The organism is Curtobacterium salicis (assembly GCF_011759505.1).
Lineage (GTDB): Bacteria > Actinomycetota > Actinomycetes > Actinomycetales > Microbacteriaceae > Curtobacterium > Curtobacterium salicis.
In genome coordinates, this window is record NZ_JAAOYO010000004.1 from 356,128 (window position 1) to 381,997 (window position 25,870).

A 25,870-nucleotide genomic window follows, 5' to 3' on the forward strand; every position below is an offset into this window, starting at 1 on the left:
GTCAACGCACATGACAACGTCGTCCGTTGCAGCGCCAGACACCCGCGACAAGTCGCGGGGTGGCGCTCGCGTCGCCGTCCAGAAGTTCGGCACGTTCCTGTCCGGCATGGTCATGCCCAACATCGCGATCTTCATCGCGTGGGGCATCATCACGGCCTTCTTCATCGAGACCGGTTGGACGCCCGTCGGCGTCCTCGGTGGCTTCGGTGAGACCGCCGGGGTGGCCAACCCCGGGCTCGTCGGTCCGATCCTGACCTACCTCATCCCGCTCGCGATCGCGATCCAGGGTGGCCGGATGGTCTACGAGACCCGCGGCGCGGTCGTCGGGTCGATCATGACCATGGGCGTCATCGTCGGGGCCAGCGGCACCACGATGATCCTCGGCGCCATGATCTGTGGTCCGCTCGGTGCGTACCTCATCAAGCAGATCGACAAGATCTGGGACGGCAAGATCAAGCCCGGCTTCGAGATGCTCGTCAACAACTACGCGGCCGGCATCCTCGGCTTCGCACTCGCGATGGTCGGGTTCTTCTGGCTCGCCCCGCTGTTCAAGCTCATCGCCGAGGGCCTCGGCGACGCCGTGAACTTCCTCGTGCAGCACTCGCTCCTCCCGCTCGCCAGCGTCATCATCGAGCCCGCGAAGGTGTTCTTCCTCAACAACGCGATCAACCACGGCGTGCTCGACCAGCTCGGTGCGCAGCAGGTCCAGGAGTCCGGCAAGTCGATCCTGTTCCTCCTCGAGGCGAACCCCGGCCCCGGCCTCGGCATCCTGCTGGCCTTCACCTTCTTCGGTGTCGGTATCGCGCGTTCGACCGCTCCCGGCGCGATCATCATCCAGTTCCTCGGCGGCATCCACGAGATCTACTTCCCGTACGTGCTGCAGAAGCCGATCCTGTTCATCGCCGTCATCCTCGGTGGTGCGACCGGTGTCGCGACGAACGTCGCCTTCCACTCCGGCCTCGTCGCCCCGGCCTCGCCGGGATCGATCTTCGCGGTGCTCGGTGCAACGGCGAAGGACAGCTTCCTCGGTGTCATCCTCTCGGTGGTGCTGTCGGCGGCCGTCTCCTTCGCGGTGGCGTCGTTCTTCCTCATCGCGACCCGCAAGCGTGACCTGGCCTCCGGCAACGGTGGCGACATGAGCGCCGCGATGGCGAAGCTCCAGCAGAACAAGGGCCGCGACGTGAACTCCGCGACCTCGGGCCTGCTCGGCAACAACTCCCCGGCCAACGAGGAAGAGGCCGAGGCCTCCCTCGGGGGCGTCGGTTCGGCCAGCACCACCACGGCGACGCGCGTCGAGAACGTCGTCTTCGCCTGCGACGCCGGCATGGGCTCGAGCGCCATGGGTGCGAGCGTCCTGCGGAACAAGATCAAGAAGGCTGGTATCGAGGGTGTCACGGTCGTCAACAAGGCGATCGCGAACCTCTCGGGTGACGAGGACCTCATCATCACCCAGGAGGAGCTCACGGACCGCGCGAAGCAGAAGAACCCGAACGCACAGCACGTGTCGGTCGGCAACTTCATGAACGCTCCGCAGTACGACCAGGTCGTCGACCAGCTCAAGAACCAGTAAGACAAGAGCACGATGGGGGAGGGGACGGGCGACCGTCCCCTCTTCCGCCGTCCACCACGAACAAGGAGAACCCGTATGCCCGTCCTGCAGGAGAGCCAGATCCGCATCCACACCGAGGACGCTGCGCCGACCAAGTCGGAGGCGATGAAGGAGGCGGCTGCGATCCTCCAGGAGGTCGGCGCGGTCACCGCGGACTACTACCCCGCCATGCTCGAGCGCGAGAAGAGCGTCTCGACCTACATGGGCAACTACCTGGCGATCCCGCACGGCACGAACGACGCGAAGGACGCCATCAAGGCCTCCGCGCTCTCCTTCGTCCGCTACGCCACCCCGATCGACTGGGACGGCAACGACGTCCGCTTCGTGGTCGGCATCGCGGGCGTCAACAACGAGCACCTCGACATCCTCAGCAAGATCGCGATCGTGTTCTCCGACGAGGACCAGGTCCAGGCACTGACGGACGCCCCCGACGTGGCCGCGATCCTCGCGATCCTCGGTGAGGTCAACGAGTGAGCACCGCCGTCCACTTCGGCGCCGGCAACATCGGCCGCGGCTTCGTCGGTCTGCTGCTCCACCAGGCCGGGTACGAGGTCGTCTTCGCCGACGTCGCCGCGCCGCTCATCGACGCCCTGGCCGCCGCTGAGTTGTACACCGTGCACGAGGTCGGGGCCGGCGCCCAGGACCACGTCGTCACCGGGTTCCGTGCCGTCAACAGCGCCCAGGACGAGGCCGGCGTCGTCGCCGAGATCGCGACCGCCGACATCGTCACCTGCGCCGTCGGACCGACCGTCCTGAAGTTCATCGCCCCCGTCATCGCGAAGGGGCTGCAGCAGCGATCCGTCGACGCCGCCCCGCTCGCCGTGATGGCGTGTGAGAACGCGATCAACGCCACCGACCGCCTCCGCGAGTTCATCGTGGACGCGCTGCCGGAGGACGAGCGCGAGGAAGCCCTCGCGAAGGCCGTCTTCGCGAACACCGCGGTCGACCGCATCGTGCCGGCGCAGGCACCGGGCGGCGGCCTGGACGTCACCGTCGAGACCTACTTCGAGTGGGCCATCGACCGCACGCCGTTCCACGGAGCGGAGCCGGAACTGCCGGGCGCGCACTACGTCGACGGACTCGCCGCCTCGATCGAGCGCAAGCTCTTCACGGTGAACACCGGACACGCCACCGTCGCGTACCACGGGTTCCTCGCCGGTGCCGACAAGATCTCCGACGCCGTCGCGATGCCGGCCGTCCGCTCGGCGCTCGAAGCCGTGCTCGCCGAGACGAGCGACCTGCTCGTCCGTCGCCACGAGCTCGACCCGGAGGTGCACCGCGCCTACGTGGCGGCGATCATCGCCCGCTTCGAGAACGTGCACCTGCCCGACACGGTCACCCGCGTCGGCCGTCAGCCGCTGCGGAAGCTCTCCCGCGACGAGCGGTTCGTCTCGCCGGCCGCGGCGCTGGCGGAGAACGGCTCCGAGCCGACCGCACTGCTCGACGCGATGGGCGCCGCCCTCCGGTTCGACGTCGCCGACGACGAGCAGAGCGTCGAACTGCAGGCGCTGCTGCGCTCGGACCGCTCGGACGCCGACATCGCGTCCGAGATCACCGGTCTCGGTGGCGAGCACCCGCTGCACGCGTCGTTCACCGGTCGGGTCGGCGCGGCACGCGCCTGACGTTGACCACCTGACGGACGGGAGGCCCGGTACCAGCTGGTACCGGGCCTCCCGTCCGTCTCGGCGTCCGTCCCCCGCCGGCTCGACGCCGCGATCGTGGCCGCGAGTACCGTCGCGGGCATGACGAAGCAGTGGGTGGCGCCGCGTCCCGGCGGCAGTGACGTGTTCGAACTGGTCGACGTCGAGGTGCCGGCCCCCGGTCCCGGCGAGGTGACGGTGCGCGTCCGTGCCGCTGGCATGAACCCGGCCGATGCGAAGCACACCAGGCATGGCGACCCGGCGGACTTCCCCGTGCCGATCGGGTACGAGCTCGCCGGCGTCGTCAGCGCCGTCGGACCCGACACGGGCATCGCCTCCGGGCCGGTCGCGGTGGGGGACGAGGTCCTGGCGTTCCGTGTCTCCGGCGGCTGGACCGAGGAGATCACCCTGCCGGCCGCGGACGTGTTCGCGAAGCCCGGGTCCCTCGGGTTCGCGGAGGCCGCGAACCTGCTGCTCGTCGGCACCACGGCGGCGGACCTGATCCGCGTCACCGACGTCCAGGCCGGGGACACCGTCCTCGTGCACGGCGCCTCCGGCGCGGTCGGCGTCAGCCTGCTGCAGCAGCTCCACGCGCTCGGCGCACGGGTGATCGGCACCGCATCCTCGGCGAACGCCGACACCGTCCGGCGTTTCGGGGGGACCTGGGTCGCCTACGGCGACGGACTGGAGGCCCGTGTGCGTGAGCTCGCCGCCTCCGGTGTCGACGTGGCCCTGGACTGCGTGGGGTCCGACGAAGCCGTCGACGTCTCCCTCGCGCTCGTCGCGGACCGCGGTCGGATCGCCACCATCGCCGCGTTCGGTCGGGCACCGGACGCCGGCATCACCGCGATCGGTGGCACGCAGCCGGACAGCGCGGCCTTCCGGGACTCGGTGCGGGCACGCCTCATCGAACTCGCGGCCCGCGGGGAGCTCGTCGTGCCGGTCGCCCGGACGTTCCCGCTGACCGAGGCCCCCGCGGCCCTCGAACTCCTCGAGTCGGGGCACCCGGGTGGGAAGATCGCGCTGCTGCCCTGAGGTCGCAGCCCACCGGGACACCGCCGCACCAGGCCGCGCGGGGTGTCGGACCGGCGCTGCGGCTGCCACACTGGGTCCAACGCGCGGGGTCGGCGCGGGGGAGCAGGACGGTGGGACGCAGGTCCCGGCGGTTCCGCGCCGCCGTCGCGGTCGCCGTGAGCACATCGACCCTGCACCCCGGAAGGAACCGCCGTGAGCGACCAGTACCCCCAGGACCCGTACGCGAAGCGACCGGGCGACGAGCCCGACCCGGCGCAGGGGTCGCCGTACGGGCAGCAGCCGCAGCAGTCGCCGTACGGACAGCAGCCGCCGCAGCAGTCGCCGTACGGGCAGCCCTCGGGGCAGCCGGACCCCTACGGTCAGCAGCAGCAGCCCGGCCAGTACGGTCAGCAGCCGGGCCAGTACGGTCAGCAGCCGGGCCAGTACGGTCAGCAGCCTGGCCAGTACGGCCAGCAGCCGGGCCAGTTCGCCTCGCAGCAGCCGTCCGGGCAGCAGCCGGTCACGCAGGGTGAGCCGCCGCTCTGGGCACCCTGGTACGGCATCCCGTTCCCGAAGGCCTTCACGCGGTTCTGGAAGAAGTACGTGCGCTTCGACGGTCGCGCCAGCCGCAGTGAGTTCTGGTTCTGGGCTCTCTGGTGGGCGATCGGGAACATCGCGACGAACCTGATCGATTCCGCCATCGGGGGCAGCGACTCGAACGTCGTCGGCGGACTCTGGGCGCTCGCGACGCTCGTCGGGTTCATCGCACTCACCGTGCGGCGCCTGCACGACGTGAACTTCTCGGGCCTGCTCGCCCTGCTGTTCATCATCCCGCCGATCGGCGTGCTCTTCGCGATCGTGATCGGCTGCATCCCGTCGGTCCGCGAGGGCGCCCGCTTCGACCAGCCGCACCGCGGCTGACCGACCACGTCGCCCGCCCGTTCCGACGGGACCCCTCGGTCGGGGGCCGTCGTGGTCGTCCCGGCGCCCGGCGTTCCTGGTTGACTCAGACCCGAGCAGTACTCGACACCAGGGAGACACCGTGAGCGACAACCCGCAGCAGCCGTACGGCACCCCGGACGGCCAGCCGGCCCAGTACGGGCAGCAGCAGTACGGCCAGCAGCAGTACGGCCAGCAGAACCAGTACGGCCAGCAGCCGCAGGGCTCCGGCCAGCCGGTGCCGACCGGGCCGAACGGCGAGCCGCCCCTCTGGGCGCCGTGGTACGGCATCTCGTTCCCGAACGCGATCAAGCGCTTCTTCACGAAGTACGTGCGCTTCGACGGACGTGCCAGCCGGAGCGAGTTCTGGTGGTGGTACCTCGCCAGCTTCATCGTCTTCGCCGTGCTCTGGACCCTGGTCGGTGTCGGGTTCGCCATGTCCGAGCGGCAGACGGTCAGCACCAGCTCCAGCGTCACGTCGATCATGACGTCGCCGTCGCCCCTGTACCTCATCGCCTACTCGATCGTGGGGCTCTTCTCGCTCGCGATCCTGCTGCCGTCGCTCGCGCTGGCGTGGCGACGACTGCACGACGGGAACTTCGCCGGGCCGTTCTACCTGCTCGTCCTCATCCCCGTCGTCGGGCCGATCATCGTGCTGGTGCTGTTCCTGATGCCCTCGAAGCCCGAGGGGCAGCGGTTCGACCGCCCCGAGCGCGGCTGACGCACTGCGGACGACGAAGCCCTCCTGCCCCGGTCGGGGAGGAGGGCTTCGTCGTGTCCGCCAGGCCTGCTCAGACCACGCGGACCCGGGCCAGCGACCCGTCGACGACCAGGTCACGGACGGTCGACGTCGGGTTCGCGATCTCGAAGCGGAGCGCACCGCCCGGCTGGTCGAACCACGGCCGGACGAAGCGGACCGTGACGAGGAACGGACGCTCGACGACGTACCGGTGGATCTCGGGGGAGGCGGCCGTGTGCGGCGGCAGCGAACGTGCCGGCAGCGGCGTCTCGATCGGGTGCAGCAGGTACCCGTCCGGTCCGCCGATGCGGTCCACGGGCACGCCGGCCGGGATCTGGATCGTCAGGCTGGCGTCACCGGTCGCGGCGACCTGCTGCGCGAGCTGCGGGTACGTCGACGCAGACCGGTCCCGCATCTGGTCGAGGTCGGGCCGTCGGATCTCCCGCGCGTCCGGGAACGGTCGGTTCAGGAAGCGTCGGAGCATCTCGACCGCATCGGCTTCGTCGCGGGCGGTCGCCAGGCGGCGGGCGGTGCCGTAGTCGACGACCTCGAGCGCGAAGGAGCCGGCGTCGGCCGGGACGATGCGCAGTGCGCCCTCCACCGGCGGCTCGTGGAGCGTCTCACCGGGGAGCTGCACGTACCGGACCGTGTAGCCGAGCTGATCGAGGATGGGGCGGGTGTCCGCGAACGTCATGAGCGGGAGCCTAGCGCGCCCGCCCATGACGTTGCTGTCGGCATCGGCGTGCTACGCCCGGCCGCGCATGACGGCCTGCTTGACCTCGGAGATCGCCTTCGTCACCTGGATGCCACGGGGGCAGGCGTCGGTGCAGTTGAAGGTCGTGCGGCAGCGCCAGACGCCCTCCTTGTCGTTGAGGATGTCGAGACGCACATCGGCCGCGTCGTCGCGGGAGTCGAAGATGAAGCGGTGCGCGTTGACGATCGCGGCCGGGCCGAAGTACTGCCCGTCCGTCCAGAACACCGGGCACGACGAGGTGCACGCGGCGCAGAGGATGCACTTGGTGGTGTCGTCGAAGCGGGCGCGGTCGGCCACCGACTGGATGCGCTCCTTGCCCTTCTCCGGCGCCGACTTCGGCTGCAGGAACGGCTGGACCTCGCGGAACGACTTGAAGAAGGGCTCCATGTCGACGATGAGGTCCTTCTCGAGCGGCAGGCCCTTGATCGCCTCGACGTAGATCGGCTTCGAGATGTCGAGGTCCTTGATCAGCGTCTTGCATGCCAGGCGGTTGCGGCCGTTGATGCGCATGGCATCGGACCCGCAGACGCCGTGCGCGCAGGAGCGACGGAAGGTCAGCGACCCGTCCTGCTCCCACTTGATCTTGTGCAGCGCGTCGAGGATGCGGTCGGTCGGCAGCATCATGACGTCGAAGTCCTGCCAGCGCGGCTCGTCGTCCACGTCCGGGTCGAACCGGCGGACGATCACCGTGACGGAGAACGATCCGGGAGGGGCGTCCTGCACGGTGTCGGTGCGGGGCGCGTCGGAGACCAGGGTGTCGGTCATCTCAGTACTTCCTCTCCATCGGCTGGTACCGGGTGATGACGACCGGCTTCCAGTCGAGCGTGATGTGGTCGTCGGCGAGGGACGAGTGCGGGTCACCGGTCAGGTACGCCATGGTGTGCTGCATGTAGTTCTCGTCGTCGCGCTTCGGGTAGTCGTCCCGCATGTGGCCGCCGCGGGACTCCTTGCGGTTCCGCGCGGAGTAGACGACGACCTCGGCCAGGTCGAGCAGGAACCCGAGCTCGACCGCCTCGAGCAGGTCCGTGTTGAACCGCTTGCCCTTGTCCTGCACCGAGACCTGCATGAAGCGGTTGCGGAGCGTGTGGATCGTCTCGGTGACCCGGGCGAGGGACTCGTCCGTGCGGAACACCTGCGCGTTCTTGTCCATCTCCTCCTGCAGCTCCTTGCGGAGGACGGAGACGCGTTCGGTCCCGGTGGAGGCGCGGAGCTGCTCGAGCATGCCACGCACGTTCGCGGCGGGGTCCTCGGGCAGCGGCAGGAACTCGGCCGTCTGGACGTACTCGGCGGCGTTGTTGCCCGACCGCTTGCCGAACACGTTGATGTCGAGCAGCGAGTTCGTGCCGAGGCGGTTCGAGCCGTGCACCGAGACGCAGGCGCACTCGCCGGCGGCGTAGAGGCCCGGGACGACGGTGTCGTTGTCGGAGAGGACCTCGGCCTTGACGTTCGTCGGGATGCCGCCCATGGCGTAGTGCGCGGTCGGCATCACCGGCACCGGCTCGACGACCGGGTCGACCCCGAGGTAGGTGCGGGCGAACTCGGTGATGTCCGGCAGCTTCGTCTCGAGCACCTCGGCACCGAGGTGCGTGCAGTCGAGCAGCACGTAGTCCTTGTTCGGACCGGCACCGCGGCCCTCGGCCACCTCCTGCACCATGCAGCGCGCGACGATGTCACGCGGGGCGAGGTCCTTGATGGTCGGCGCGTAGCGCTCCATGAACCGCTCGCCCGAGGCGTTGCGGAGGATCGCGCCCTCACCGCGGGCACCCTCGGTCAGGAGGATGCCGAGGCCCGCGAGTCCGGTCGGGTGGAACTGGAAGAACTCCATGTCCTCGAGCGGCAGGCCGGTGCGCCAGACGATGCCGACGCCGTCGCCGGTGAGGGTGTGGGCGTTCGAGGTGGTCTTGTACATCTTGCCGAAGCCACCGGTGGCGAAGACCATCGCCTTGGCGTGGAACACGTGCAGCTCGCCCGTGGAGAGCTCGAACGCGACGACGCCGGCCGGCTGCTTGCGGGTGACGCCGTCGTCGCCCACTACGTCGACCATGATGAGGTCGAGTGCGTAGAACTCGTTGAAGAAGTTCACGCCGAGCTTCACGCAGTTCTGGAACAGCGTCTGCAGGATCATGTGCCCGGTGCGGTCGGCTGCGTAGCAGGCACGGCGGACCGGGGCCTTGCCGTGGTCGCGGGTGTGGCCGCCGAAGCGACGCTGGTCGATCTTGCCCTCGGGCGTGCGGTTGAACGGCAGGCCCATGTTCTCGAGGTCGATGACCGCGTCGATGGCCTCCTTCGCCAGGATCTCGGCGGCGTCCTGGTCGACCAGGTAGTCGCCGCCCTTGATGGTGTCGAAGGTGTGCCACTCCCACGAGTCCTCTTCGACGTTCGCGAGCGCTGCCGCCATGCCGCCCTGCGCCGCGCCGGTGTGGGACCGGGTCGGGTAGAGCTTCGAGATGACGGCGGTGTTCGCCTTCGGGCCGGCTTCGATGGCGGCCCGCATACCGGCGCCTCCTGCGCCGATGATGACGATGTCGAACTGGTGGTGGTGCACGGTGATGTCGGTCACAGGGGTCTTTCGATCAGGAGGCGGAGCGGGCGAGAGCGTGTGGTCGGCGTGCGGTGACGCCGACGTCGGGCTACTGCGCCGGGCAGAACGAGGGGAGGTCCGCGGCGGCAGCGCCGGCGGGGCACGGGTCGAACGTCCAGCACACGAGCGTGCCGAGGACGATCAGGAGCACGCAGGCGGCGAGCACGGCCACGAGCAGGGTCTTGCGGACCCCCGGCTTCGCGACGTAGTCGTTGATGATCGTGCGCATGCCGTTCGAGCCGTGGATCAGCGCGAGCCAGAGCATCAGCGTGTCCCAGATCTGCCAGAACGGGCTCGCCCACTTGCCGGCGACGAAGGCGAAGTCGATCTGCTTGACGCCCTCGCCGGCGACCATGTTGACGAACAGGTGCCCGAAGATGAGGACGACGAGCAGGACGCCCGACGCGCGCATGTAGATCCAGCCCCACTTCTCCCAGTTGGTGGTGCGGCGGGCGGCGTCGGCGCTGCGGGGCGGTGCGATGGTCTCGGTGGTCATGACGGCCCTCGGTTCAGTTGAAGTCGGCGACGAGGTTCATGAGCTGGCGCGGCAGGAAGCCCGCGATCGCCACCGCCCAGAGCACGAGGACGACCCAGAACATGGCCCGCTGGTACTTCGGGCCCTTCGACCAGAAGTCGATGAGGATGATCCGCAGCCCGTTGAAGGCGTGGAACACGATGGCGGCCACGAGGGCGATCTCACCGAGGTTCATCAGTGGCGTCTTGTACGTGCCGATGACCGCGTTGTAGGCCTCGGGCGAGAGCCGCACCAGTGCCGTGTCGAGGATGTGCACGAGCAGGAAGAAGTAGATCGCCACGCCGGTGATCCGGTGCAGCACCCACGACCACATCCCGACGGAGCCGCGGTACAGCGTGCCCTGCGGGGCGCGCGTCCGAGGTGCGTCGATCGACGTACCGTCGATGGTCACCTGCGGGGTGGCTGTCGCCGTCCCGCCTGCGGTCTGCTCGGCCATGAGCTCGCCTTCCCGTAGGGCCGGCGCACCGATCGGCGCGCCGTTGCCGTCGTGTTCGTGTGGAACGACACCATCCTACGTCCGAGCACCGACCTTCTCGTGCCACCCGGCGCGGGCGGTGCGGGTCGCGGCTGGCGGCGCGCCGATCGTCCGTGCGGTCTCGTGGTGCGCGAGCAGTTCGTCTCCGACGGACTCCCACGTCGTGCCCTCCACCCGGAGCCGTCCGGCCGAGCCCATCCGCTCGGCGAGGCCACGGTCCGCGTGCAGCCGGGCCACCGCCGACCGGAGGGCCAGGGGTGCGTCCGGGTCGTAGAGCTCGCCGTCGAGGCCCGGAGCGACCAGGTCGAGCGGGCCTCCGGAGGCCGGAGCCACCACCGGGAGGCCGGCCGCGTGCGCCTCCTGCAGGGTCTGACCGAAGGTCTCCGCGGCACCCGTGTGCACGAAGACGTCGAGCATCGCGTACGCGTCCGCCAGCGCGTCACCGCGGAGTGGTCCGGTGAAGGTCACGTCCAGGTGGCGCAGGCGCCGCTCGAGGAGCGCCCGGGAGGGACCCCCTCCGGCGACCACGACCCGGATGCCCGGCATGCCGCCGAGCTCCGCGAGCCGTTCGACCTCCTTCTCCGGTGCCAGCCGGCCGACGTACCCGACGATGGTCTCGCCGCGCGGGGCGGTCCGTCGGCGCAGGGCCCGGACGTGGGCGGAGGACCGGCGGTCCGGGTGGAAGAGGGTCGTGTCGACACCACGACCCCATCGGGCCACCCGTGGGACGCCCTCCTCGGCGAGCATCGCGGCCGTCGCGGACGACGGTGCCAGCGTCAGCGACGCTCCGGCGTGGATGCGCCCGAGGACCCGGCGGACGAGCGGAGCCGCCGCGGACAGGCCGTTCCGTCGTGCGAACCCGGCCACGTCGGTCTGGAAGACGGCGACGGAGGGGATGCCGAGCCTCCCGGCCGCCGTGATCGCGCGCCCACCCAGCAGGAACGGACTGGCGGCGTGCAGCACGTCGGCGCCGGAGGCGGCGAGGATCGTGTCGAGCACCGGGTGGGGGAGTGCGACCGGGAACTGCCGGTAGGCGACCGCCGGGATCCGGTGCACGTCGAACCCGAGGTACCGCTCCTGCTCGGACCGTGACCGCCAGGCCGCGAGACCCGGCGTGTCCGGGGCGATGACGACCGCGCGGTGGCCGCGACGTCGCAGGTGTTCGAGCACCGCGATGACGCTCGTGGTGACGCCGTTGAGGGTGGGCAGGAAGCTCTCGGTCACGACGGCGACGGTCCTGGGGGACCCGGCGCCTCGCTCCACGCTGCGTGCGTTCATGGCACGGCCCATGCTCAGGCCGGCTCGTGACCGACCGGGGGGAAGGACGTGAACGCGGCGCGCGCGGGGGGTGAACAGACCGTGCGCGGCCCCTGTGCACGTCCACGACACGTCCAGGTGGTGTGCAGCTGGTGCACCGGGCCGCCGGTACGGTGGGCGCGTGACGGACGCACTCGACGACTTCTACGCGATCATCCCCGCCGGCGGCATCGGATCGCGCCTGTGGCCGCTGTCCCGCGCCGACGCCCCCAAGTTCCTGCACGACCTGACCGGGTCCGGCTCGTCGCTGCTCCGGCAGACGTGGGACCGTCTCGAGCCGCTGGCCGGACCGGACCGCATCATGGTCGTCACCGGTCGCGCGCACCGCGTCGCCGTCGAGTCGCAGCTGCCCGGCGTCGCAGACCACAACATCGTGCTCGAGAGCGAGCCCAAGGACTCGACCGCGGCGATCGGCCTCGCGGCCGCGATCCTGCACCGTCGCGAGCCCGACGTCGTGATCGGCTCGTTCGCCGCCGACCACGTGATCGGGGACGCCCGCGGCTTCCGCCGGTCCGTCCGCGAAGCCGTCGCCGCCGCCCGGGCCGGGTACATCACGACGATCGGCATCACGCCCTCCGAGCCGGCGATCGGCTTCGGGTACATCCACGCCGCCGACGAGTCGCTCGGTGCCGAGGGCGCCACCACCGCGCATGCCGTCCGCTCCTTCGTCGAGAAGCCCGACCTCAAGACGGCGAAGAAGTACGTCGCCAACGGGTCGTACCTCTGGAACGCGGGCATGTTCATCAGTCGGGCCGACGTGCTCCTCGCGGAGATCGGCCGCACCGAGCCCGAGCTGCTCGCCGGCATCGAGGAGCTCGCCGCCGCCTGGGACACATCGGCACGCGGGGCCGTCGTCGACCGCATCTGGCCGACGCTGAAGAAGATCGCGATCGACTACACCGTCGCCGAACCGGCAGCGGCCGCGGGCCGGATGGCGGTCGTGCCGGGCGACTTCGACTGGGACGACGTGGGCGACTTCGCCTCGCTCGCGAAGCTGCAGTCCGGCGGCCGGAAGAACAACCTCGCCGTGCTCGGCGACAACGCCCGCATCCTGGCCGATTCGGCGAGCGGCATCGTCGTGTCGCAGAGCAACCGGCTCATCTCGCTCATCGGGGTCGAGGACATCGTCGTCGTCGACACCCCGGACGCGTTGCTCGTCACGACCAGTGCGAACGCGCAGCGGGTCAAGGGCGTGGTGGACGCGCTGAAGGTCAGCGGGCGCGACGACGTGCTCTGAGGAGCGAGGTGCGGCGAACCTGCACGATCCTCCAGGCCGGAGCGCGGCTGTAGCGCTCCATCACAAAACCCCGCGAACTGGGGCCACGCCGGGGTCGGTGCGTTTCCGGCGCGTTTCGGCGCGGTCGCGATCGCGTAACCGATGCCGGAGGGCCTCCGGACGGGTCCTGTACCGCCCGGCCGGTCGTGTACTGTCCTCACGATCGCCCGGTGCGCAGTGACTCCGGGCCGACTCCCGATCTCCCCGGAGGAACCCCCGTGTCATCTCGTACCCGCCGCGTCGCCATGAGCGGCCTCGCGCTCGTCGGCACCGTCGCCGTGCTCGCCGGCTGCGCATCCGCACCGTCCGACTCGACCTCGTCCAAGAAGTCCGACTTCCTGCCCTGCATGGTCTCCGACGCCGGTGGCTTCGACGACAAGTCGTTCAACCAGCTCGGCTTCGAGGGTCTGAAGGACGCCTCGGCCGACATCGGCGCGGAGCCGAAGACGGCCGAGTCCAAGGACGCCACCGTCTACGACTCGAACATCCAGCAGCTCGTCAACCAGAACTGCAACCTCATCGTCACGGTCGGGTTCAACCTCGCCGCCTCGACGAAGAAGCAGGCCGCGGCGAACCCCGACACCGACTTCGCGATCATCGACGACAACTCGATCAACGCGAAGAACGTCAAGCCGATCACGTTCGACACCTCGCAGGCGGCGTTCCTCGCCGGCTACGCGGCCGCGTCCTACTCGAAGTCCGGCACCGTCGGCACCTTCGGCGGCATGCAGATCCCGACCGTCACCATCTTCATGGACGGCTTCGCGGACGGCGTCGAGTACTACAACGAGCAGAAGAAGAAGGACGTCAAGGTCGTCGGCTGGGACGTCAAGAGCCAGAAGGGCTCCTTCACCGGCGGTTTCGAGGCCGGCACCCAGGCGAAGTCGGTCGCGCAGTCGCTGCTCGACCAGGACGCCGACGTGATCCTGCCCGTCGGTGGCCCGATCTACCAGTCGGCCGCCGAGGCCATCAAGGACGCCGACAACGGCTCCGTCCTCATCGGCGCGGACAGCGACCTCTACGAGGCCGACCCCCGCTACAAGGACATCGCCTTCACCTCGATCGAGAAGGGCATGAAGCCCGCGACGAAGGACGTCGTCGAGCAGGCCGCCAAGGGCGACTTCTCGAAGACCCCGTACGTCGGCACGCTGGAGAACGACGGCGTCGGGATCGCGCCGTTCCACGACTACGAGTCCAAGGTCGACTCGGGTCTGCAGGGTGAGCTCGACAAGATCAAGGCCGGCATCATCGACGGCTCGGTCAAGGTCGACACCGAGGCATCCGTCAAGTAGTCCGACGAACGCGGGCGGGGGAGCACTCCTCCGCCCGCGTTCTCGCGCGCACGGGGACCGTTGCGCGCCCGAGACAGAAATAGACTCACCGACATGAAGCTCGAACTCCGCGGCATCACGAAGCGGTTCGGCAGCCTGGTCGCCAACGACCACATCTCGATCACCGTCGAACCGGGCGAGGTGCACTGTCTCCTCGGCGAGAACGGTGCGGGCAAGTCGACCCTGATGAACGTCCTCTACGGCATGTACCAGGCCGACGAGGGCGAGATCCTGCTCGACGACGTCGTCCAGCACTTCGACGGCCCGGGCGACGCCATGCGCTCCGGCATCGGCATGGTGCACCAGCACTTCATGCTCGTCCCCGTCTTCACCGTGGCCGAGAACGTCATGCTCGGGCAGGAGGAGACCGCGTTCGGCGGCCGCCTCGACCTCGCCGGCGCCCGTAAGCGCGTCCGCGAGATCTCCGAGCGCTTCGGGTTCGACGTGGACCCCGACGCCCGGGTCGAGGACCTGCCGGTCGGCGTGCAGCAGCGCGTCGAGATCATCAAGGCGCTGTCCCGCGACGCCTCCGTGCTGGTGTTCGACGAGCCGACGGCCGTGCTCACCCCGCAGGAGACCGACGAGCTGATGGGCATCATGCGCCAGCTCCGCGAAGCGGGCACCGCCATCGTCTTCATCACCCACAAGCTCCGCGAGGTGCGCGAGGTCGCCGACCGCATCACCGTGATCCGGCTCGGCACGGTCGTCGGCGAAGCGTCGCCCACCGCGTCGAACAGCGAGCTCGCGGCACTGATGGTCGGTCGCAGCGTCGAACTCGTCGTCGACAAGGCCCCCGCCACCCCGGGCGAAGCAGCCCTGGTCGTCGAGGGCCTCACCGTCACCGACCCCGCCGGCCTCGTGCTGGTCGACGACGTCTCGTTCACCGTCCGTCGGGGCGAGGTGCTGGCCATCGCGGGCGTGCAGGGCAACGGCCAGACCGAACTCACCGAGGCGATCATGGGTCTCGAGCCGGTGCGCTCGGGGCGCATCACCCTCGACGGCCGTGAGGTCACCGGGCGCAGCGTCAAGCAGATCCTGGACGCCGGCGTCGGGTTCGTCCCCGAGGACCGCAAGGAAGACGGCCTGGTCGGTGAGTTCACGATCGCCGAGAACCTCATGCTCGACCGCGCCGACGCCGCCGAGTTCGTCCGCGCCGGCACCATCCGGGCCGCCGAGCGGGACGCCTTCGCCGACGAGAAGATCGCCGAGTTCGACATCCGGACGCCCGGCCGCACCACGGCCGCCGGTCGGCTCTCCGGCGGCAACCAGCAGAAGATCGTCCTGGCCCGCGAGCTCAGCCGCCCGCTGCGGCTCTTCGTCGCCGCGCAGCCCACGCGCGGCATCGACGTCGGCTCGATCGAGTTCGTCCACAAGCGCATCGTCGAGACCCGCGACAGCGGCGTCCCGGTGATCGTCGTCTCCACCGAGCTCGACGAAGTCGTCGCGCTCGCCGACCGGATCGCCGTGATGTACCGCGGCGCCATCGTCGGCATCGTCCCCGCGTCCACACCCCGGGACGTCCTCGGACTCATGATGGCGGGCGAACTGCCCGCAGGAACGGAGCTCGCCGCGTGAGCGACCCCACGCCGCAGCACGACGGCACCACGCCGTCGGACCGCACCACACCCACCGACCCGACCACGGGCCTCCCGGCCGATGCGACGCCCCCCGTCGACGACCGCCTGCAGGAGGTCACCGGGGCACCGCACCTGATGACCGACTCGGCCACGGACAGCGAGCGCCGTGAGGGCCGCTGGAGCGACGCGCTCCGGAGCGTCGTGAACGGCTCGGTCCTGACCACCGTCCTCGCGGTCGTCCTGGCCCTCATCGCCAGCGGTGTCCTCATCGCCCTCACCGACAAGGACGTCCAGGCCGCAGCCGGGTACTTCTTCGCCCGTCCGCTCGACACGCTCCGTGCGGTCGGTACGGCGATCGGCGGCTCGTACTCGTCGCTGTTCCAAGGCTCGGTCGTGAACTTCGGGGCGCCGTCCTTCGCGACCGCGATCGCCCCGATCACCCGCTCGGTCGACTACGCCGTGCCGCTCATCGCCGCCGGTCTCGGCGTCGCGGTCGCGTTCCGCACCGGCCTGTTCAACATCGGCGGTCAGGGACAGGTCCTGATGGCCGCAGCGGCCGCCGGCTGGGTCGGGTTCTCGTTCGACCTGCCCGCGATCGTGCACATCCCGCTCACGATCCTGGCCGGCATCGTCGGCGGTGCGGTCTGGGCGGGCATCGTCGGACTCGTCAAGGCCCGCACCGGCGCCAACGAGGTCGTCCTGACGATCATGCTCAACTACGTCGCGCTGTACCTGGTGAGCTTCATGCTCCGCACCCCGGGCCTGCTGCAGGCCGGTGGCAGCCCGAACCCGATCTCGCCCGCGACTCGTGACTCCGCGGTCCTGCCGTCGCTGTTCGGTTCCCGGTTCGGCATCGACGTCGGGTTCCTCGTCGCGCTGGGCGCGGTTGTCGTCGTGTGGTGGCTGATGAACAAGTCGTCGCTCGGCTTCCGCTTCCGCACGGTGGGCGAGAACCCCCGCGCGGCACGCGTCGCCGGCATGAGCGTCCCGATGCTCACCATCTGGGTGATGGTCATCTCCGGTGCCCTCATCGGCATCGCCGGCGCGTACCAGGTCGAGGGTGCCGTCACGACGGGCTTCACCTCGGGCATCGACGCGGGCATCGGGTTCGACGCGATCACCGTCGCGCTGCTCGGCCGCTCGAAGCCGTGGGGCACCTTCTGGGCGGCGATCCTGTTCGGCGTGCTGAAGAACGGCGGCTACGCCATGCAGGCCGCCAACGGCATCCCGATCGACATCGTCGGCGTCATCCAGGCCCTCATCGTCCTGTTCATCGCGGCCCCGCCGCTCGTCCGCGCGGTCTTCCGGATCCCGCAGCCGGGCGCACGTCGTCGCACCCGTAAGCACTCCGAGCGGAAGGCGGTCGCCGCGTGAGCACCCTCAGCCCCACCGCGGTCCCGGCGACACCCGTCGCGGACCGAGCGGTCGAGACCACCCGCAGCTGGAAGGCACCGATCGCGTTCGCCGTGTTCACGGTGCTCGCCGCCGTGCTCTTCCTCGGCGTCCGTCGTGGCGGCACGACCACGTTCCGTCTGGCGAACGCCGGCGACTTCGTGCAGCTGCCGGACGTCGGACTGCCGTCGCTGGCGACCGGTGTCGTCGTCGTCGTGCTGCTCGCGCTCGGCACCGCCGTCGCCTTCTTCCTCGTCGGGCGGTTCCGTCCGGTGCCGCTGTGGGTGACGAGTGTGTTCGCGGTCGTGTTCGTCGTCGGGTTCCTCACCTGGGCGGCCGCCGGCAAGACGATCCCGCTGCCGGGCCTGCTCGTCGGTGCGATCGGCCTCAGCGTCCCGCTGGTCTTCGGTGCCCTCGGCGGAGTCATCTCCGAGCGCGTCGGTGTCGTGAACATCGCCATCGAGGGACAGTTCCTCGCCGGTGCGTTCACCTCCGCGCTCATCGCCTCGCTGACCGGGTCCGCCTGGGTCGGGCTGATCGGTGCCCTCGTCGCCGGTGTGCTCGTGTCGTTCGTCCTCGCGGCGTTCAGCATCAAGTACCTCGTCGACCAGGTGATCGTCGGCGTCGTCATCAACGCGTTCATCTCCGGGCTCACCGGCTTCCTGTACTCGCAGGTGCTCTCGCCGTCCGAGACGACGCTGAACATCGGGATCCGGTTCCCGAAGATCGAGATCCCGGTCCTGCACCAGATCCCGGTGATCGGCCCGGTGTTCTTCGAGCAGACCGTCATCGTCTACCTGGCGTACATCGCGGTCGCGGTCGTCACCTTCGCGCTGTTCAAGACCCGCTGGGGCCTGCGCCTCCGCGCGGTCGGCGAGCACCCGGAGGCCGCCGACACCGTCGGCATCAACGTCACCGGCACGCGGTTCTGGAACGTCTCGCTCGCCGGAGCGATCGCCGGTCTCGGTGGTGCCTACTTCACGCTCGACGCGGTCGGTCCGTTCACGAAGGACATGACGGCGGGCGCGGGCTACATCGCGCTGGCCGCGGTCATCTTCGGGCGCTGGGACCCGATCAAGGCGACGCTCGCCGCCCTGCTGTTCGGGTTCGCGTCGAACCTGCAGAACACGCTCGGGGCGATCAACTCGCCGGTGCCCAGCGAGTTCCTGCTGATGCTGCCGTACGTCGTGACGATCTTCGCCGTCGCCGGCCTGGTCGGACAGTCGCGGGGCCCGGCGGCGTCCGGCAAGCCGTACATCAAGAACTAGCCGGGAGGCACGCCCCATGACCGACACGAACGCTGCGGACCGCGACCAGGTCGCGGACGCTACCGCCTGGACGGACCCGGCCAGGAGCCTCCCGTCCGATCCGGACGCCGCGATCGACGGGACCGTCGACGTCGACTGGACCGCCCTGCGGGAGGCCGCGACCACCGCGATGGGCCGCGCCTACGTGCCGTACTCGTCCTTCCCGGTGGGCGCCGCGGCGCTCACCGACGACGGCCGGATCGTCTCCGGCTGCAACGTCGAGAACGCCTCCTACGGGGTGACGCTGTGCGCCGAGTGCTCGCTCGTGTCGCAGCTGTTCATGACCGGCGGCGGCAAGCTCGTCGCGTTCACCTGCGTCGACGGCGACGGGGCGACCCTGATGCCGTGCGGGCGCTGCCGCCAGCTGCTGTTCGAGCACTCCACCGAGGGCATGCTCCTCGAGACCGTCTCGGGCATCCGCACCATCGACGAGGTCCTGCCGGACGCCTTCGGGCCCCGCACCCTCGCCACCTACCACCAGGAGCACTGACCATGGCCGTCGAGCCGTTCGACACCGTCGACCTCATCCGCACGAAGCGCTCGAGCGGCACGCTGTCCACCGCCGAGATCGACTGGCTCGTCGACGCGTACACGCGCGGCTACGTCGGCGACGAGCAGATGGCCGCGCTCGCGATGGCGATCTTCCTCAACGGCATGGAGCGTCGCGAGATCCGTGACCTCACGCTCGCGATGATCGCCTCGGGGGAGCGGATGTCGTTCGGCTCGCTCGGCAAGACCACGGTGGACAAGCACTCGACCGGTGGCGTCGGCGACAAGATCACCCTGCCGCTCGCACCGCTGGTCGCCACGTTCGGTGTCGCGGTGCCGCAGCTGTCCGGCCGCGGGCTCGGCCACACCGGCGGCACGCTCGACAAGCTCGAGTCGATCCCCGGCTGGCAGGCGGCGATCTCGAACGAGCGCATGACCGAGATCCTCTCCGACGTCGGCGCCGTCATCTGCGCGGCCGGCTCGGGTCTGGCCCCCGCCGACAAGAAGCTCTACGCACTCCGTGACATCACCGGCACGGTCGAGTGCATCCCGCTCATCGCGTCGAGCATCATGTCGAAGAAGATCGCCGAGGGCACGGCGGCGCTCGTCCTCGACGTGAAGTTCGGCTCGGGCGCGTTCATGGCGGACTTCGAGCAGTCGAAGCTCCTGGCGCAGACGATGGTCGACCTCGGCAAGGACGCCGGGGTCGCGACCTCGGCACTCCTCACCGACATGGAGGTCCCGCTCGGCCTGACGATCGGCAACGCCCTCGAGGTCCGTGAGTCCGTCGAGGTGCTCGCCGGCGGCGGACCCGCCGACGTCGTGTCGCTCACCGTGTCCCTCGCCGAGGAGATGCTGCGCCTGGCCGGGATCACCGACGCCGACCCGGCCGCGGCCCTCGCCGACGGCCGCGCGATGGACACCTGGCGCCGGATGATCGAGGCGCAGGGCGGCGACGCCGCGGCCACGCTGCCGGTCGCCGCGGAGACGCACGTCGTCACCGCCACCGAGTCCGGTGTGCTCGCCACCCAGGAGGCACTGCCGTTCGGCATCGCGGCCTGGCGCCTCGGCGCCGGTCGGGCCCGGGCGCAGGACCCCGTGCAGGCGGGTGCCGGCATCGAACTGCACGTCAGGCCCGGTGACGCGGTCACTGCCGGGCAGCCGCTCTGGACGCTGCACACCGACGAGCCCGACCGCTTCGAGCGGGCGCTCGAGTCGCTCGAGGGTGCCTGGTCGATCGGCGACTCCGCGCCGGACCGCGGGCCCATCGTGCGCGAGCGGATCCAGTAGGCGTCGTCCGCCCCACGCTCGGACCGGAGGCTCCCCACACGACGTGTGGGGAGCCTCCGGTGCGTGGTCCACGGGTCCGTCGACCCGCCCAGCGGGGGTCGGTGACCACCGGTAGCCTTGTGCCCATGAGCGACGCCGCCCCCATCTACCGCCTGCCCGACGCCGGAGCGGTCATCAACGACCTGCCCAAGGTCTCGCTGCACGACCACCTGGACGGCGGCCTCCGCCCCGCGACGATCATCGAGCTCGCCGCGGCCGACGGCGTCGAGCTGCCGACCACCGACCCGACCGAGCTCGCCGCGTGGTTCGCCGACCAGTCGAACTCCGGGTCCCTGGTGGAGTACCTCAAGACGTTCGACGTCACCACGGCCGTCATGCAGACCGCAGCCGGGCTCACCCGTGTCGCGAAGGAGTTCGTCGAGGACCTCGTCGCCGACGGCGTCGTCTACGGCGAGATCCGCTGGGCGCCGGAGCAGCACCTGCAGCGCGGTCTGACCCTCGATCAGACGGTGGAAGCCGTGCAGGCCGGCGTCGAAGAAGCGGTCGACGCCGCGGGCGGGTCCATCCGGATCGGGCAACTCGTGACCGCCATGCGCCACGCCGACCGCTCGATGGAGATCGCCGAGCTGGCCGTCCGCCACCGCGACCACGGCGTCGTCGGGTTCGACATCGCCGGTGCCGAAGCCGGGTTCCCCGCGTCGAACCACAGGGCGGCGTTCGGCTACCTGGCCTCCGAGCTGTTCCCCGTCACGGTCCACGCCGGTGAAGCGGACGGCCTGGCGTCGATCCGCTCGGCGCTCGTCGACGGACGTGCGCTGCGTCTCGGGCACGGCGTCCGCGTGTTCGAGGACGTCGCCCTGACCGACGGCGGCGACGGCTCGATGCTCGCCACCCTCGGCGAGGTCGCGTCCTGGGTCCGCGACCGCGAGATCCCGCTCGAGGTCTCGCCGTCGTCGAACCTGCAGACCGGCGCCATCGCCGCGTGGGGCGACGACCTGGCCGACCACCCGATCGACGTCCTGTACCAGCTCGGCTTCCGGGTCACGGTCAACACCGACAACCGCCTGATGAGCAACACCTCGCTGTCGAAGGAGCTCGCACTCCTCGCCGGCACGTTCGGCTACGACCTCGACGACCTCGCCGCGTTCCAGATCAACGCCGCGCTCGGGTCCTTCCTGCCCCTGGAGGACCGCGAGGAGATCATCGCCGCGATCACCGCCGGGTACGCGGAGGCCTGACCCGATGGGGCTGCCGCCGCTGCCGGACCCGGCCGTCGTCCTCGGGGCGCCCGCGTCGTCGTGGCGCGAGGCGCTGCGGACGGTCGGCGGCGCCCTGGTCGCCTCCGGGGCCACCACCGACGCCTACACCGACGCCATCATCGCCATGGTCGAGGAACACGGGGCCTACATCGTCATCTCGCCTGGCCTCGCGTTCGCGCACGCCCGGCCGGGGTCGAGCGTGCTGCACGACGGGCTCGCCGTGGTGACGCTCGCCGGACCGGTGGCGTTCGGCCACCCGCACAACGACCCGGTCTCGGTGGTGCTCGGCCTCGCCGTGGCCGAGGTCGGGACGCACCTCGAGTCGATCGGTGCGATCGCGAACCTGTTCAACGACCCGACGGTCACCAGCCGGCTGGCCGAGGCCACCAGCGCCGACCAGATCCGGAGCATCATGGGAGTGGGCACCACGTGAAGATCGTGACCATCTGCGGCGCCGGCATCGGTGCCAGTGCGATCCTCAAGGTGAACGCCGAGAAGGCTCTGGCGGCGCTCGGGCTGACGGCCGAGGTCGTCGCAGCCGACGTCGCCTCGGTGCGCGACGTCTCCGACGACGCCAACGTGATCCTGACGAGCCAGGAGTTCGTCGAGGCGATCGGGACGACCTACGCCGAGGTCATCGTGATCCGGAACCACTTCGACCAGAGCGAGATCACGGCGGCGGTGGAGAAGGCGCTGGGCTGACCGGCTGCCCGGTACGATCGGCGCATGTCCAGCACCGAGAACCCCCTGAACGAACCTGCCGTCGACCCGTTCGACGTCGCCCGTGACGCCGCCGCAGTCATCGCGGACCGGTCCGGCATCGAACGGCACGACGTCGCGCTGACGCTCGGCTCCGGCTGGGGCAAGGCCGCCGACCTCCTCGGTGAGACCGTCTCCGAGATCCCCGCAGCGGACGTCCCCGGCTTCAGCGCCTCGGCCGTCCCCGGGCACTCCGGCACGGTGCGGTCGATCCGTCTCGCCGACGGCCGGCACGCACTCGTCATCGGTGCGCGGACGCACTACTACGAGGGCCACGGCGTCCGTCGTGTCGTGCACAGCGTCCGCACCGCAGCCGCGACCGGCGCCTCGGTCATGGTCCTGACGAACGGTGCCGGTGGCATCAAGGAGACCTGGACGCCCGGCACCCCGGTGCTGATCAGCGACCACATCAACCTGACGGCCGACAGCCCGCTCGAGGGTGCGACGTTCATCGACCTGACCGACCTGTACTCGGCGCGGCTCCGTGCGGTCGCGAAGACCGTCGACCCGTCCCTCGACGAAGGCGTGTACACCCAGTTCCGCGGGCCGCACTACGAGACCCCGGCCGAGGTCCAGATGGCCAAGGCGATCGGCGGCCACATCGTCGGCATGTCGACCGCGCTCGAAGCGATCGCCGCGCGCCAGGCCGGCATGGAGATCCTCGGCTTCTCGCTCATCACGAACCTGGCCGCCGGCATCCAGAAGACGCCCCTGTCGCACACCGAGGTGCTCGAGGCCGGCAAGCAGGCCGAGCCGGTCATCGCCGACCTGCTCGCCCGCGTGGTGGCGGCACTGTGAGCGTCGTCGACACCGCCAGGACCTGGATCGAGCAGGACCCCGACGCCGAGACGCGCGCGGAACTGCAGCGGCTCGTCGACACGGGTGACACCGCGGAACTCGACGCCCGCTTCGCCGGACGGCTGCAGTTCGGCACCGCTGGGCTCCGCGCCGAACTCGGTGCCGGACCCCTGCGGATGAACCGTGTCGTCGTGACGCAGGCCGCCGCCGGGCTCGCGCACTTCCTCATCGACTCCGGCCGTGACCGCAGCGTCGTCATCGGGTACGACGGCCGCGTCAACTCGGACGTCTTCGCACGGGACTCCGCCGAGGTGATGCGGGGCCTCGGCCTCGACGTCACGCTGCTGCCCTCGGCGCTGCCCACGCCGCTCGTCGCGTTCGCGGTGCGGCACCTCGGCGTCGGTGCTGGCGTCATGGTGACCGCCAGCCACAACCCGCCGCGGGACAACGGCTACAAGGTGTACCTCGGCGGTGACGACGAGGGCTCGCAGATCGTGCCGCCCGTCGACGGTGCGATCGCCGCGGCCATCGACGTCGTCGCGGCCGGCGACATCCGCTCGCTCGATCGCCGGACGGACTACACCGTCGCCGATGCGTCGCTCGTCCAGGCGTACGTGGACGCGACGATCGCGACGGTGCCGGCCCCGCGCCTCCCGGTCGACGCGCAGCCGTCCGTCGTCTACACGGCCATGCACGGCGTCGGGTGGGAGACCGCACGCGCGGTCTTCACGCAGGCCGGGTTCCGCGAGCCGGCCGTCGTGCCGGAGCAGATCGAGCCCGACGGTGCGTTCCCGACCGTTTCGTTCCCGAACCCGGAGGAGCCGGGCGCGATGGACCTGGCGATCGCCCGCGGTGTCGCGGTCGGCGCCGACCTGGTGATCGCGAACGACCCGGACGCCGACCGCCTTGCGCTCGCGATCCCGGACGGCTCCGGCTCGTACCGCCGGTTGGCCGGCAACGAGGTCGGGTGGCTCCTGGGTTGGCGCGCCGCCGCACGTGCGGCCGACGCCGGGCTCACCGGAGTGCTCGCCGCGTCGATCGTCAGCTCGCCGGCCCTCGCCCGCGTGGCCGAGCAGTACGGACTCGGACACCGGGACACGCTCACCGGCTTCAAGTGGGTGTCCCGCGTGCCGGACCTGCTCTTCGGCTACGAGGAGGCGCTCGGGTACCTCGTTGACCCGCAGGTGATCCGCGACAAGGACGGCATCTCCGCCGCACTGGAGCTGCTGTCGCTCGCGACCGAGCTCGCGGCGGACGGCCGGACCATCGCGGACCAGCTCGACGCCTTCGCCGAGCGCTTCGGAGCCTTCGCGTCCGGGCAGGTCGCCACCCGCGTGGACGACCTGTCGCGCATCGGCGAGATCATGGCGGCGCTGCGGGCCTCGACACCGACCGAACTCGACGGTGTCGCGGTCGAGTCGGTGACGGACTTCCTCGACGGGGTCGAGGGCTTCCCACCGTCGGACATCCTGCGCTTCGACCTCGATGGCGGCGCGCGCGTCATCATCCGCCCCAGCGGGACCGAGCCGAAGGTGAAGGTCTACATCGACACCGTCGCGGCGACCTCCGCCGAGGCCGCCGCCCTGGCCGACCGCCTGGCCGCGTCCGTCCGTCCGCTCGTCTCGTAGGGCGCGCCCGCAAAACACCGGTGTTCGTCAGACACGCCGCGGATTGCCGCGATGTGTTCGACGAACACCGGTGTTTTGCTTTCCCTGCACTCCGCGTCGGCGAGAGCGACTGTCCACAGGTGCGGGAAGGTGGGGCTCGCTGGGTCCGCCGAAACTGCGACGGTTCGGCATGGCCGAACTCGTAGTCCTCGCCGTTGATCCTGCTGACCCGGACCCCGCGCACCGTCGGCGGCTCATCGACGAAGCACGGCGCGGCAGAGTTGTCCGACTCATCGCGGGTCGGTACGTCCTCACGTCCGAGTTCGAGGCCGCGTCCGAGCACGAGCGCCACCGCGCTCGGATCCGAGCAGTCCTCCCATGGGCCTCCGAGCGACTCGTCGTCTCCCACGAGTCGGCTGTGGCGCTCCACGGACTCCCGTGGTTGGGGACCTTCCCGGACAGCGTGACGGTCACCGATCCGATCCGGACCGACGGGCAGCGTCGGGCGCACCTCCAGAAGGCGGGGGGCGCCGGACGGGACCTGCAGGAGACGCGCGTGCAGGGCCTCCCGGTCACCTCACTCGTGGTGACCGGGGTCGACGTCGCGCTCCGCAGCCCCTTCGCGGCAGCAGTCGTCGTGCTCGACGCGCTCATGGCTCGGGGGGTACAGCGGCAGGCGCTGCTCGATGAACTGCGCAGCCGGACTCCTCCACCGCGGTCGCGGACCCGAGCGCGGCGGGCCATCGAGTTCGCGGATGGTGCGGCGGGATCGCCAGGCGAGTCCGTCTGTCGCCTGCGGATGGCCGAACTCGGGTTCCCGGCGCCGGTCCTCCAGCAGGAGTTCGCCGACGAACGGGGCAGGATCGGCTTCGTCGACTTCTGGTTCCCGGAGCAGGGCGTGATCGTGGAGTTCGACGGTTTCGTGAAGTACCGGGATCCGGCCCTCCGTGAGGGGCGGAACCCGGAGGAGGTGGTCATCGCCGAGAAGCTCCGCGAGGACCGATTACGGGCTCGACCACGAGTCCGGACGCTCGTCCGCGTGGTGTGGGCCGACGTCCAGGACGACGATCGTCTGTCCCGCGCCCTCACGGGTGCCGGCCTGCCGCGTGGCTCTTGACGGCGAAACACCGGTGTTCGTCAGTCACACCGCGAACAAGCGCGGCGTTTCAGACGAACACCGGT

At 70.4% G+C, this 25,870-nt stretch carries 25 protein-coding genes; 19 read left to right on the plus strand and 6 right to left on the minus strand.

Translation table 11 applies throughout. The features are described from left to right. The first annotated feature begins 10 nt into the window (after positions 1-10). The 6 genes from E9228_RS14035 to E9228_RS14060 all read left to right on the plus strand — a co-directional run bounded on the left by E9228_RS14035 (position 11) and on the right by E9228_RS14060 (position 5,923). Positions 11-1,570: a PTS mannitol transporter subunit IIBC gene (locus E9228_RS14035; RefSeq protein WP_166781154.1), complete on the plus strand. Its 1,560-nt coding sequence runs from the start codon at positions 11-13 to the stop codon at positions 1,568-1,570. A gap of 75 nt (positions 1,571-1,645) precedes the next feature. Then, positions 1,646-2,083: a PTS mannitol transporter subunit IIA gene (locus tag E9228_RS14040; protein ID WP_166781155.1), complete on the plus strand. Its 438-nt coding sequence runs from the start codon at positions 1,646-1,648 to the stop codon at positions 2,081-2,083. Beyond that, positions 2,080-3,231 (plus strand): mannitol-1-phosphate 5-dehydrogenase, encoded by a 1,152-nt coding sequence (locus tag E9228_RS14045; protein WP_166781156.1) that lies wholly within the window; start codon positions 2,080-2,082, stop codon positions 3,229-3,231. The genes E9228_RS14040 and E9228_RS14045 overlap by 4 nt, the downstream gene beginning before the upstream one ends. Before the next feature lie 120 nt (positions 3,232-3,351). Then, positions 3,352-4,284 carry a quinone oxidoreductase family protein gene (locus E9228_RS14050; protein WP_166781157.1) on the plus strand — a complete coding sequence of 311 codons (933 nt, stop codon included), beginning with the start codon at positions 3,352-3,354 and terminating at the stop codon, positions 4,282-4,284. A 192-nt stretch (positions 4,285-4,476) separates the two neighbouring features. Continuing rightward, positions 4,477-5,184, plus strand: coding sequence for a DUF805 domain-containing protein (locus E9228_RS17635; protein WP_341849896.1), 708 nt, complete (start codon positions 4,477-4,479; stop codon positions 5,182-5,184). A gap of 121 nt (positions 5,185-5,305) precedes the next feature. Further along, positions 5,306-5,923 (plus strand): DUF805 domain-containing protein, encoded by a 618-nt coding sequence (locus E9228_RS14060; RefSeq protein WP_341849897.1) that lies wholly within the window; start codon positions 5,306-5,308, stop codon positions 5,921-5,923. 70 nt (positions 5,924-5,993) lie between these two features. Here the strand turns inward: E9228_RS14060 and E9228_RS14065 are convergent, their stop codons facing one another. The 6 genes from E9228_RS14065 to E9228_RS14090 form a co-directional block, all read right to left on the minus strand. Next, entirely contained in the window at positions 5,994-6,635 is a 642-nt protein-coding gene (locus tag E9228_RS14065) for a TNT domain-containing protein (protein ID WP_166781158.1), read from the minus strand. Positions 6,636-6,686: 51 nt separating this feature from the next. Then, entirely contained in the window at positions 6,687-7,460 is a 774-nt protein-coding gene (locus E9228_RS14070) for a succinate dehydrogenase iron-sulfur subunit (RefSeq protein ID WP_110902701.1), read from the minus strand. Between the two features lies 1 nt (position 7,461). Then, the gene (gene sdhA, locus E9228_RS14075; protein WP_111044343.1) at positions 7,462-9,255 is read right to left on the minus strand and encodes a succinate dehydrogenase flavoprotein subunit; all 1,794 of its coding nucleotides are present in this window, start codon (positions 9,253-9,255) and stop codon (positions 7,462-7,464) included. A 70-nt stretch (positions 9,256-9,325) separates the two neighbouring features. Then, positions 9,326-9,772 carry a succinate dehydrogenase, hydrophobic membrane anchor protein gene (sdhD, locus tag E9228_RS14080; RefSeq protein ID WP_111074280.1) on the minus strand — a complete coding sequence of 149 codons (447 nt, stop codon included), beginning with the start codon at positions 9,770-9,772 and terminating at the stop codon, positions 9,326-9,328. 13 nt (positions 9,773-9,785) lie between these two features. After that, the gene (gene sdhC, locus E9228_RS14085; protein WP_111074279.1) at positions 9,786-10,247 is read right to left on the minus strand and encodes a succinate dehydrogenase, cytochrome b556 subunit; all 462 of its coding nucleotides are present in this window, start codon (positions 10,245-10,247) and stop codon (positions 9,786-9,788) included. Between the two features lie 75 nt (positions 10,248-10,322). Then, positions 10,323-11,510 (minus strand): glycosyltransferase family 4 protein, encoded by a 1,188-nt coding sequence (locus E9228_RS14090; RefSeq protein WP_341849898.1) that lies wholly within the window; start codon positions 11,508-11,510, stop codon positions 10,323-10,325. 214 nt (positions 11,511-11,724) lie between these two features. Here E9228_RS14090 and E9228_RS14095 point away from each other — a divergent pair, with 214 nt between their 5' ends. From E9228_RS14095 to E9228_RS14155, 13 genes are all read left to right on the plus strand, one after another. After that, the gene (locus E9228_RS14095) at positions 11,725-12,840 is read left to right on the plus strand and encodes a sugar phosphate nucleotidyltransferase (RefSeq protein WP_166781160.1); all 1,116 of its coding nucleotides are present in this window, start codon (positions 11,725-11,727) and stop codon (positions 12,838-12,840) included. Between the two features lie 257 nt (positions 12,841-13,097). Continuing rightward, on the plus strand, positions 13,098-14,171 hold the full coding sequence (locus E9228_RS14100) for a BMP family ABC transporter substrate-binding protein (RefSeq protein ID WP_166781161.1): 1,074 nt from the start codon (positions 13,098-13,100) through the stop codon (positions 14,169-14,171). 93 nt (positions 14,172-14,264) lie between these two features. Continuing rightward, complete coding sequence (locus E9228_RS14105; protein ID WP_166781162.1) at positions 14,265-15,785, plus strand: ABC transporter ATP-binding protein; 1,521 nt, start codon at positions 14,265-14,267, stop codon at positions 15,783-15,785. Beyond that, complete coding sequence (locus E9228_RS14110) at positions 15,782-17,161, plus strand: ABC transporter permease (protein ID WP_425248381.1); 1,380 nt, start codon at positions 15,782-15,784, stop codon at positions 17,159-17,161. The genes E9228_RS14105 and E9228_RS14110 overlap by 4 nt, the downstream gene beginning before the upstream one ends. Beyond that, on the plus strand, positions 17,158-18,447 hold the full coding sequence (locus tag E9228_RS14115) for an ABC transporter permease subunit (protein ID WP_166781163.1): 1,290 nt from the start codon (positions 17,158-17,160) through the stop codon (positions 18,445-18,447). Before E9228_RS14110 ends, E9228_RS14115 begins: the two co-directional genes overlap by 4 nt. 16 nt (positions 18,448-18,463) lie before the next feature. Then, a complete protein-coding gene (locus tag E9228_RS14120; protein WP_166781164.1) occupies positions 18,464-18,976 on the plus strand; it encodes a cytidine deaminase in 513 nt (170 codons plus the stop codon). A 2-nt stretch (positions 18,977-18,978) separates the two neighbouring features. Next, a complete protein-coding gene (locus E9228_RS14125) occupies positions 18,979-20,265 on the plus strand; it encodes a thymidine phosphorylase (protein WP_166781165.1) in 1,287 nt (428 codons plus the stop codon). A gap of 125 nt (positions 20,266-20,390) precedes the next feature. Beyond that, positions 20,391-21,503, plus strand: coding sequence for an adenosine deaminase (locus E9228_RS14130; RefSeq protein WP_166781166.1), 1,113 nt, complete (start codon positions 20,391-20,393; stop codon positions 21,501-21,503). Positions 21,504-21,507: 4 nt separating this feature from the next. Next, on the plus strand, positions 21,508-21,957 hold the full coding sequence (locus E9228_RS14135) for a PTS sugar transporter subunit IIA (protein ID WP_166781167.1): 450 nt from the start codon (positions 21,508-21,510) through the stop codon (positions 21,955-21,957). After that, positions 21,954-22,226, plus strand: a complete 273-nt coding sequence (locus E9228_RS14140) for a PTS sugar transporter subunit IIB (protein ID WP_111074264.1) — start codon at positions 21,954-21,956, stop codon at positions 22,224-22,226. Before E9228_RS14135 ends, E9228_RS14140 begins: the two co-directional genes overlap by 4 nt. A 24-nt stretch (positions 22,227-22,250) precedes the next feature. Then, on the plus strand, positions 22,251-23,081 hold the full coding sequence (locus tag E9228_RS14145) for a purine-nucleoside phosphorylase (protein ID WP_166781168.1): 831 nt from the start codon (positions 22,251-22,253) through the stop codon (positions 23,079-23,081). After that, positions 23,078-24,709: a phosphohexomutase domain-containing protein gene (locus E9228_RS14150; protein WP_166781169.1), complete on the plus strand. Its 1,632-nt coding sequence runs from the start codon at positions 23,078-23,080 to the stop codon at positions 24,707-24,709. Before E9228_RS14145 ends, E9228_RS14150 begins: the two co-directional genes overlap by 4 nt. A 169-nt stretch (positions 24,710-24,878) precedes the next feature. Next, positions 24,879-25,805: a hypothetical protein gene (locus tag E9228_RS14155; protein ID WP_166781170.1), complete on the plus strand. Its 927-nt coding sequence runs from the start codon at positions 24,879-24,881 to the stop codon at positions 25,803-25,805. Positions 25,806-25,870 lie beyond the last annotated feature (65 nt).